This window comes from Stenotrophomonas sp. 3diitr2024 (assembly GCF_042136455.1).
In the GTDB taxonomy this organism is placed as follows: domain Bacteria; phylum Pseudomonadota; class Gammaproteobacteria; order Xanthomonadales; family Xanthomonadaceae; genus Stenotrophomonas; species Stenotrophomonas sepilia.
The window spans coordinates 1-8,967 of record NZ_JBHHMJ010000528.1; the positions used below are offsets into that span (position 1 = coordinate 1).

Sequence of the window (8,967 nt, forward strand, 5' to 3'; positions counted from 1 at the left end):
CCCCCCCCCCCGCCCGCGAATGTTGGGTGAATGGGGGGCCGGCAGGGCTACGCCCTGCACCCGCGGTAGTGCCGGCCGCTGGCCGGCAACCTCAACGGCAACGGCAGCGGCCGATTTCCTGCGGCTGACAGTAGATCCACGCCATGCGTGGATGAAACTCTCTGGAGACGATGGATCAATCGATGGAACGGAGACGTTGGATCACTTCGCGGCCCTCCGGCGTACCCAATACCCCGCGCCCAGCAGCACGAACCACACTGGGCTGGCGATCAGCGCCTGGCGGGTGTCGCCCTGCAGGCTCAGCAGCACCAGCACGGCGGCGAAGAACACCAGGCAGGCCCAGCACATGGCAACGCCGCCGGGCATCTTGAAGATCGAGGCAGCGTGGCGCTCCGGGTAGCGGCGGCGATAGGCCATGTAGGCCACCAGGATCAGCGACCAGACGAAGATGAACAGCACCGTGGCCAGCGTCGTCACCAGGGTGAAGGCGGTCACCAGGTTCGGAATCAGGTAGATCAGCAGCGTGCCGCCCAGCAGGCACAGGCACGAGAACAGCAGGCCTCGGGCGGGCACGGCAGCGCGTGACAACTTCGACAGCCCGCGCGGGGCGTGCCCCTCTTCGGCCAGGCCGTACAGCATGCGGCTGGTGGAGAAGATGCCACTGTTGGCCGAGGACGTGGCCGAGGTCAGCACCACGAAATTGATCAGGCTGGCGGCGGCGGGAATGCCGGCCAGCACGAACAGCTGCACGAACGGGCTCTTGTCCGGCACCACCTGGCGCCACGGGGTGACCGCCATGATCGCGATCAGCGCCAGCACATAGAAGATGATGATGCGCACCGGGATCGAGTTGATTGCCTTGGGCAGGTTGCGCTCGGGATCGGCGGTTTCGGCGGCGGTGGTGCCGACCAGCTCGATGCCGACGAAGGCGAACACCGCAATCTGGAACCCGGCGAAGAAGCCGACCAGGCCCATCGGGAACATGCCACCGTCATTCCACAGGTTCGACAGCGACGCGGTGTGGCCGCTGGGTGAGGTGAAGCCCCACGCCACCAGCCCGGCGCCGGTGATGATCAGCGCACAGATCGCCACGATCTTGATCAGCGCGAACCAGAATTCCATTTCACCGAACAGCTTCACCGTCACCAGGTTCAACGCCAGCAGCAGCATCACGCAGGCCAGCGCCGGTTTCCAGGCCTCAAGCCCGGGGAACCAGAACTGTGCGTAGGCGGCAATCGCGATCACGTCGGCAATCGCGGTGACGATCCAGCAGAACCAGTAGGTCCATCCACAGAAGAACCCGGCCCACGGGCCGAGCAGGTCGGTGGAGAAGTCGATGAAGGATTTGTACTGCAGGTTGGACAGCAGCAGCTCGCCCATCGCACGCATCACGAAGAACAGCATCGCGCCGATGATCAGGTAGACGAAGACGATGGACGGGCCGGCCAGGCTGATGGTCTTGCCCGAGCCCATGAACAGGCCGGTGCCGATGGCACCGCCGATGGCGATCAGTTGCAGGTGGCGGTTGGACAGGCTGCGGCGCAGGTGCTCGGGGGGCGTGGCGGGCTCGGTCATGGGCGCGGGAAGGGGCGGGCGAAGCGTTCGACGGTAGTCCTCCGCGGCGCCGAGCGCCAGCGCCAGACGGCCCCATTGCGTCAAAGCAGGCCGCTTTCACCACAATGTGACCGAATACCGTATTGATCCCATTCCGCCCGGCCCGGTGCCATGCTCAGATAGCCGCACCTGCCCAAGGACCGGCCCGACCATGCGCCCTGCCCCGCCCGCCCTGCTGGAGCCCCGGCCATGAGCCGCCTGCGCGTCATCATCGGCGGTACCGCACTGGCCCTGCTGGCCGCTGCGGTGCCGATCGCGGTCATGGCCTACGCCACCTGGGACCGCGCGGTCAGCGTCGAACAGCAGCGCCTGCGCGACATCGCCGATCGCACCCTGCGCCGCTCCGACCTGTCCTACCAGGAGGCGCTGGCGGCGCTGAAATCCGCCGAAGCCGGTGCCTACGTGTCCTGCAGCCCCGAGCACATCCGGCGCATGCAGACCCTGGTGATGACCACCCCATCGATTGACCAGATGGGCTACTTCGAAGGAGGCAAGCTGCGCTGCACCTCCTGGGGGCCGTTCCTGTCGGATGTGGATCAGCCCAGGCCGGACCACGTCACCAGCGACGGCGCCGGCATCGCAGTGGACGTGCGCCCGGAAATCAGCGGGCGACGCCAGGTGCTGGCGATCCTGTATGGGTCCTACGACGCTCTGGTGGACCCACGCCGCTTCGTCGATGTCATCGCCGACCCGAATGTGCGGCTGGCACTGGCCAGCCCCGATGGACGCCTGCTGGCCAAACAGCCCGGCCTGGATCCGGACCTGCTGCAGGCACTGCTGCGCGACCCGGGCGAAGGCCTGGACCACACCACGCTGTTCGCTACCGCGCGCAACGAGGAATGGCTGGCCGTCGCCACTACACCGCGCACCGCGCTTGCCGCCGCCTTCCGCCAACAGGCCTGGCTGTACGTGCCGGCGGGCCTGCTGCTGGCCGCCGCCGGGGCCGGCCTGGTGATCTGGCTGTCGCGGCGCCGCCTTTCCCTGCGCGGCGAACTGGCCACCGCCATCCGTCGCCGCGAGCTGTACCTGCATTACCAGCCGATCATCGAACTGGACACCGGCATCTGCGTCGGCGCCGAGGCGCTGGTGCGCTGGCAACGCCCGGATGGCACCCAGGTGCGCCCTGACCTGTTCATTCCACTGGCCGAAGAGGCCGGCATGATCGCCGACGTCACCGACCTGGTGATCGAGAACGTGGTGCGCGACATGCGCGAGCTGCTGGTCGCCGACCGCAGCGCGCACATCGCGATCAACCTCGCCGCCGAAGACATCAGCAGCGGTCGCGCCCTGAAGATGATCTCCCGGCACATGGCCGGCAGCGGCATCCTGCCGCAGCAGATCTGGATGGAGGCCACCGAACGTGGCTTCCTCGATCTGGACCGCGCGCGCACCATGCTCGCCGCCGCCCGCCGCGCCGGCCACAGCGTGGCCATCGACGATTTCGGGGTCGGCTTCTCCAGCCTGCAATACCTGCAGCAGCTGCCACTGGATGCGCTGAAGATCGACAAATCATTCATCGATGCGATCGGTACCGAAAGCGCCACCAGCCCGGTCACGCCGCACATCATCGACATGGCCAAGGAGCTGGGCCTGTGGGTGGTGGCCGAGGGCGTGGAAACCGAAGCGCAGCTGGCCTACCTGCACAGCCGGCATGTGGAATTCGGACAGGGCTGGCTGTTCTCGCGGCCGTTGCCGCGCGATGAGTTCGTCGCCTTCCATCAGAAGCGGCAACAGCAGTACGGCGCTGCACGCGAACACATGCAGAACCCGCGCAGCGTGCCGATCGAGCAGGTACCGCTGGATTAGCAAGGCAAAAGCAAGGCCCACGGTAGTGCCGGCCGCTCGCCGGCACCGCGTCATCACTGATCAATAGCTACGCCCACGCCCTCGGCCGTGCCAGCAACCACGCGGCGGTCACCGCCAGCAACAGCAACGGCAGCCATCCCAGCTGGCGTGGGCCGCTGGCCTGCAGCAGCACCCCGCCTGCCACGCCGCCGGCCGCAATGGCCAGGTTCCAGCCGGTCACCAGCATCGACTGCGCCAGGTCCGCAGCGGCCCCGGCGCGCCGTGCCAAGGCGGTCTGGAACAGGGTCGGCACGGCGCCGAACGCCACGCCCCACAGGATCGTCGCCAGCAGCAGCGCGCTCGCCACGCCTGGCCACACCAGCAAGGCCAGCACCGGAACGATGAAGCCGATCACCGCCGCCCACACCAGCGCATGCAGGTAGCGATCCACGCCCCAGCCAGCCATCGCGATGCCAGCAATCGCCGCCATGCCGAAAGCAAGCAGCAGCCGGTCCAGCCACGCACCGGCACCCGCGTCGACGGCCAGCGGCTCGATGTAGGTGTACAGCACGTTGTGCGCCAGCACGTACAGCGCCATCACCAGCAGCGCACTGCGTACACCGGGCAGGCGCCACACGGTCGCCAGCGAAGTGCGTTGCCCGGCCCCAGCGGCCGGCAGCGCAGGCAACGCCCAGCGCGCGTAGGCCAGCAGCAGCAGACCCAGCACGCTCATCAACGCGAACGCCCAGCGCCAGCCGATCTGCTGGCCAAACAGCGTTCCGGCCGGCACCCCCAGCGACAGCGCCAGCGGCGAACCGACCATCGCCACTGCGATGGCCCGTCCCTGCAGCGACGGCACCACCATGCGTGCGGCGTAGCCAGCCACCAGCGACCACAGCAATCCACCGCTCACACCGGCCAGGAAGCGCGCAGCCAGGATCAGCGCGTAACTGCTGCTCAACGCGGTCAGCGTATTGACCACCACGAAGCCGGCGATGGCCGCCAGCAGCAGCGGACGCCGTGGCAGGCGCTGGGTCAGCGCGGTCATCGGCAGTGCGGCCATCACCGAACCCAGCGCATACACGCTCACCAGCTGGCCGACCGCCGCATCACTCACGCCCAGGCTTTCGCCCATCGGCCGCAGCACACCCGCCGGCAGGGTCTCGGTCAACAGGGTGATGAAGCCGCCACCGGCCAAGGCAAGCAGGCCCGCCCACGGCAGGCGCGTGGCCTCGCCGGCCGGACTGGCGGCATCGATGGCATGGCCGCTCATCGCGTAGTCTCCAGGTCGGCATAGACCGCGTCGCGCAGTGCATCGACAAAAACGCCATCCATCCCTTCGTACAGGGTGTTGGTCAGCGCCACCACGCTCAGCCCACGCGACGGGTCGACAAACCAGCTGTGCCCGTAGGCACCGCCCCAGCGCCAGCTGCCTTCGCGCTGTGGTGTGCCGCTGGCGGCGGCATCGCGCAGTACCGCAAAGCCCAGCCCGAAGCCCCAGCCGGCCGGTTCCGGCGGCCCCTGTTCGCCCACCTGCGGGCTGGCCATCTCTGCCGCCAGCGCGGGCGGCAGCAGGCCGGAGCGTTGCACGTCGCGCAAAGCCTCCAGCACCGCCATCACCTCATCGGCGGTACCGACCAGGCCGGCGCCGGCCGAAGCGAACCGACTGGCGTCGGTGGCACGCGCGGGACTGAACTCGATGCCCAGCGTTCCCTCGAAAGGTGCGACCACCTCGCCTTCCTGCAGGCGATGCGGTTGCGGCGTGTCGCTCACATACGGCGTGGCCAGCCGCTCTGCATCGCGCGTAACGAACGCGGTGTCGCGCAGGCGCAACGGGGCAGCCAGCAGACGCTGGAACAGCGCCTGCAGCGTTTCACCGGTCGCGGCTTCGGCCACCGCACCGGCCACGTCCACGCCCAACGAGTAAAGCCACTGGCTGCCCGGTGCGAACAGCAGTGGCACCTGCGCGATGCGGCGCACGTTCTCGGCCAGGGTCAACGGGTTGGCGTCCATGCCATCGCTGACGCCAGCGCGCGCGTAGGGTCCCTCCGCATCCGCCTCCAGGAAGCGATAGCCCAGTCCGCTGCTGTGGCTGAGCAGCTGGCGCAGGCTGATAGGCGGCGTGCTGCCATCGGCCAGCGCCGGGCGGAAGTCCGGCAGCCAGCGCTGCACCGGCGCGTCGAGGTCGAGCACGCCTTCAGCCACCAGGCGCAGGATCACCGTGGCCAGCAACGGCTTGCTGACCGATGCCAGCCGGAACAGCTGATCGCGCTGCATCGGCCTGGCCGACTCGCGATCGGCCAGCCCGCTCGCGCTGGCATGGCGCAGCACGCCGTGCTCGCGCACCAGCACCACCGCACCAACCAGGCGCAACGGATGGACCTGCTGCAGCAGCCGCTGCACCGAAGGCAGCGTCGGCGCAGGTTCAAGGGAAAGGGCGGCATTCATCATGGTGATCCGTGGGGAGAGGCCCGCCACGTTAGGCAGCGCGCGGCGCTGCAAAAAGCCGGTTGCCGCTCCGGGCATCATGGACCGTGCAGTCCGCAATCGGCATCATTCCCGGAACTGCAACGCCGCAAGGCCTGCCCGAGGCCCCGCACCACAGTGTTGCGATGGCCGCGCCGCGTGCCGCGATCACCCGCCCCTACCCTGCCGTTTTCATTGCCGGTACGCCCATGTCAGTCCTGGACAACCTCGCCAACCTGCAGACCTTCGTCCACGCCGCCGACACCCGCAGCTTCGTCGAGACCGGGCGCCTGCAGGGCATCTCCGCATCGGCCGCCGGCAAGTGCGTTGCGCGGCTGGAGCACGCACTGGGCGTGCGCCTGTTCCACCGCAGCACGCGCAGCATCACCCTCACCGCCGAGGGCCAGCTGTTCCTGGCGCGCTGCCGGCGCATCCTCGACGAACGCGATGCCGCGCGCACCGAACTGGCGCAACCGCGCGCTGCACCGAGCGGCACGCTGCGGATCAGCCTGCCACTGGTAGGCGACCTTACCCTGCCGTTGATGGCCGAATTCATGGCCGCGTATCCGGACATCCGCCTCGACCTGGATTTCAGCGACCGGCTGGTCGATGTCATCGAGGAAGGTTTCGATGCGGTGCTGCGCGTTGGCGAACCCAGCGACTCGCGGATGAACGCACGCCGGCTGGGGGTGTTCCCGCGGCGTGTCGTCGCCTCGCCGGGCTACCTGCAGCGTCGGGGCGTTCCACGCACGCCGGCCGACCTGCTGCAGCACACGTTGCTGCACTACCGCTTCCCCAGCACCGGCAAGCTGGAGCCGTGGCCGATCCACTGGCCCGACCACGAAACACCGCAGGAGCTGCCGGTGCACATGGTGGCCAACACCATCGAGGCGCGGGTGGCGCTGGCGCTGCGCGATACCGGCCTGGCCTTCGTGCCGGTGCACTCGGTACGCGATGCGCTGGCCGACGGCCGCCTGGTCACCGTGCTGGAGGATCATGTGCACTCCTGCGGCACCTTCCACCTGCTGTGGCCGTCGGGCCGACACGTATTGCCGAAGCTGCGGGTGTTCATCGACTTCGTCGGCGCCCGCCTGGACACCGTGCCGTAGCCGCCAGAAATCCACCCATGCCCGGCCCACAGTAGATCCACGCCATGCGTGGATGCTCTTGTAGTGCAGAGCCATCAAACCATTCAGCCAACCCCGCTATACTGGCCGCTCATTCCTCCCAGAGGCTCGCGACCAATGCGCCATTGATGCCGCCGTCTTCCCAACAGACGGCCTGACTCTTCCCGCCCCTGCGCGCAGGGGAGAACCCGGCATCCATGGAGGTCGCATGACCACACATTCCCTCACGCTCGATCGCGTGTCGTATCGGCTGGCCGACGGCCGCCCGCTGTTTTCCGATCTGTCGTTTTCCTTCGATCCGGTCGCCACCGGTCTGGTCGGTGCCAATGGCGCCGGCAAGAGCGTGCTCGCACGCCTGCTGGCCGGTCGGGTGCGGCCAGAGAACGGGCAGGTGCGCAGCAGCCGCCGCGTGTTCCTGTTGCCGACGCCCGGCTATCCCCCCGCCGGCACGGTCGGTGAACTGGCCGGCGTCGGCGCGGAACTGGCCGCGCTGCAACGCATCGAAGCCGGCAGCGTGGATGAGGCCGACTTCGCCTGCGTCGGCGACCATTGGGATCTGCGCGAGCGCCTGCAGCAGCAATGGCAGGCGCTCCGCCTGCCCGACGATCTCGATCCCGCCCAACCCGCCGCGCGTCTCAGTGGCGGCCAGGCAATGCAGGTGGCGCTGTCCGGCGCCTGGGCCAGCGGCGCCGATTGGCTGATCCTGGACGAACCCAGCAACCACCTCGATGGCCGCCATCGCCAACAGTTGTACGAACGGTTGCAGCAGTGGCGCGGCGGCCTGCTGGTGATCAGCCATGATCGCGAGCTGCTGGCGCAGATGCAGCAGATCGTCGAGCTCGACGCGCGCGGGCTGCATCGCTATGGCGGGCCGTGGCAGCACTACGCCGACGCGCGGGCCGCCGAACGCGAAGCGGTCGCCGCACAGCTCGACCACGCCCGCGCCCAGCACCGGCAGCAACAGCGCAGCGCGCGCGAGCAGCACGAACGCCAGCAGCAGCGCCAGGCACGTGGCAATCGCGATGCGAAGCAGGCCAACCAGGCACCGATCCTGCTTGGCCGGCAGAAACAGCGTGCAGAGGCCAGCCACGGCCGCGCGCAGCAGGTACAAGCCGAGCGCCTGCGGGCCAGCGCCGACCAGCTGCGCGCAGCGGCTTCGGCAGTTCACGCCGCGCCGGAGCTGGCGCTGTTCGCCGGTGACGGTGAACGCGGCAACGCACGTCTGCTGCAGGCGGAGTCGCTGGTGCTGCCGCAGGGCTGCAGTGCACCGTTGCAATTGGAGATCCGCCGCGGCCAGCGCATCGCCGTGGTCGGTGACAATGGCAGTGGCAAGTCCACGCTCCTGCGCGTGCTGGCCGGCCAGCTGCCTGCACGCAGCGGCATCGTGCAGCGCCATGCACCACTGGCGCTGCTCGACCAGCAGCTGCTGGGATTGTCCGGCGAACGCAGCATTCTCGACACCGTGCAGGCCGCCAACCCGGTGGCGGATGCGGGTGAACTGCGCACACGGCTGGCCCTGCTCGGGCTGGACGCGCAGCGCATCCAGCGGGCAGCCCATAGCCTCAGCGATGGCGAACGGGTGAAGGGCGCCCTGGCCAGCGTGCTGTATGCCGACCCCGCACCGCAGCTGTTGCTGCTGGACGAGCCCGGCAACGCACTGGACCTGAGCGCACTGCAGGCACTGGAAGAACTGCTGGCGGCATGGCCGGGTGCCCTGATGATGGTCAGCCACGACCGGCACCTGCTGCAGGCGTTGCAACCGACGCGGGTGTTACAGGTAGGCGCCGATGGCTGGCAGTGGCGCGATGCCTTGTAGATCCACGCCAAGCGTGGACCTGCTGCAGCAGCCGAGCGTCGGCTCGGCTCTACAGGATTGTCCGCAACGGATCGCACTGTAGAGTCGAGCCATGCTCGACTCCGCCATGCATCCATCCACGCGTGGCCTATCGACCACGGGTAGTGCCGGCCGTTGGCC

Annotated in this window: 6 protein-coding genes; 3 read left to right on the top strand and 3 right to left on the bottom strand. The window is 68.7% G+C overall.

The annotated features are described in order from the left end of the window. Positions 1-201: 201 nt before the first annotated feature. Positions 202-1,575, bottom strand: a complete 1,374-nt coding sequence (gene cycA / locus ABGA94_RS13420) for a D-serine/D-alanine/glycine transporter (protein WP_005415083.1) — start codon at positions 1,573-1,575, stop codon at positions 202-204. Between the two features lie 228 nt (positions 1,576-1,803). Between cycA and ABGA94_RS13425 the strand changes: the two genes are divergently transcribed. Next, positions 1,804-3,420: an EAL domain-containing protein gene (locus tag ABGA94_RS13425; RefSeq protein ID WP_005415082.1), complete on the top strand. Its 1,617-nt coding sequence runs from the start codon at positions 1,804-1,806 to the stop codon at positions 3,418-3,420. Positions 3,421-3,487: 67 nt separating this feature from the next. On the opposite strand, the gene ABGA94_RS13430 is transcribed toward ABGA94_RS13425, so the two are convergent. Together ABGA94_RS13430 and ABGA94_RS13435 are read right to left on the bottom strand one after the other, a co-directional pair. After that, positions 3,488-4,672, bottom strand: a complete 1,185-nt coding sequence (locus ABGA94_RS13430; protein ID WP_375367521.1) for an MFS transporter — start codon at positions 4,670-4,672, stop codon at positions 3,488-3,490. Beyond that, positions 4,669-5,847: a serine hydrolase domain-containing protein gene (locus ABGA94_RS13435; RefSeq protein WP_375367522.1), complete on the bottom strand. Its 1,179-nt coding sequence runs from the start codon at positions 5,845-5,847 to the stop codon at positions 4,669-4,671. Before ABGA94_RS13435 ends, ABGA94_RS13430 begins: the two co-directional genes overlap by 4 nt. 227 nt (positions 5,848-6,074) lie before the next feature. On the opposite strand from ABGA94_RS13435, the gene ABGA94_RS13440 reads away from it, so the two are divergent. Further along, positions 6,075-6,974: a LysR family transcriptional regulator gene (locus tag ABGA94_RS13440; protein ID WP_375367524.1), complete on the top strand. Its 900-nt coding sequence runs from the start codon at positions 6,075-6,077 to the stop codon at positions 6,972-6,974. A 226-nt stretch (positions 6,975-7,200) separates the two neighbouring features. After that, on the top strand, positions 7,201-8,808 hold the full coding sequence (locus ABGA94_RS13445; RefSeq protein ID WP_375367526.1) for an ATP-binding cassette domain-containing protein: 1,608 nt from the start codon (positions 7,201-7,203) through the stop codon (positions 8,806-8,808). The last annotated feature ends 159 nt before the right edge of the window (positions 8,809-8,967 follow it).

Bases quoted from the DNA above. Each gene is read 5' to 3' on its own strand.
- cycA (WP_005415083.1), bottom strand. From the start codon at position 1,575: ATGACCGAGCCCGCCACGCCCCCCGAGCACCTGCGCCGCAGCCTGTCC.
- ABGA94_RS13425 (WP_005415082.1), top strand. From the start codon at position 1,804: ATGAGCCGCCTGCGCGTCATCATCGGCGGTACCGCACTGGCCCTGCTG.
- ABGA94_RS13430 (WP_375367521.1), bottom strand. From the start codon at position 4,672: ATGAGCGGCCATGCCATCGATGCCGCCAGTCCGGCCGGCGAGGCCACG.
- ABGA94_RS13435 (WP_375367522.1), bottom strand. From the start codon at position 5,847: ATGAATGCCGCCCTTTCCCTTGAACCTGCGCCGACGCTGCCTTCGGTG.
- ABGA94_RS13440 (WP_375367524.1), top strand. From the start codon at position 6,075: ATGTCAGTCCTGGACAACCTCGCCAACCTGCAGACCTTCGTCCACGCC.
- ABGA94_RS13445 (WP_375367526.1), top strand. From the start codon at position 7,201: ATGACCACACATTCCCTCACGCTCGATCGCGTGTCGTATCGGCTGGCC.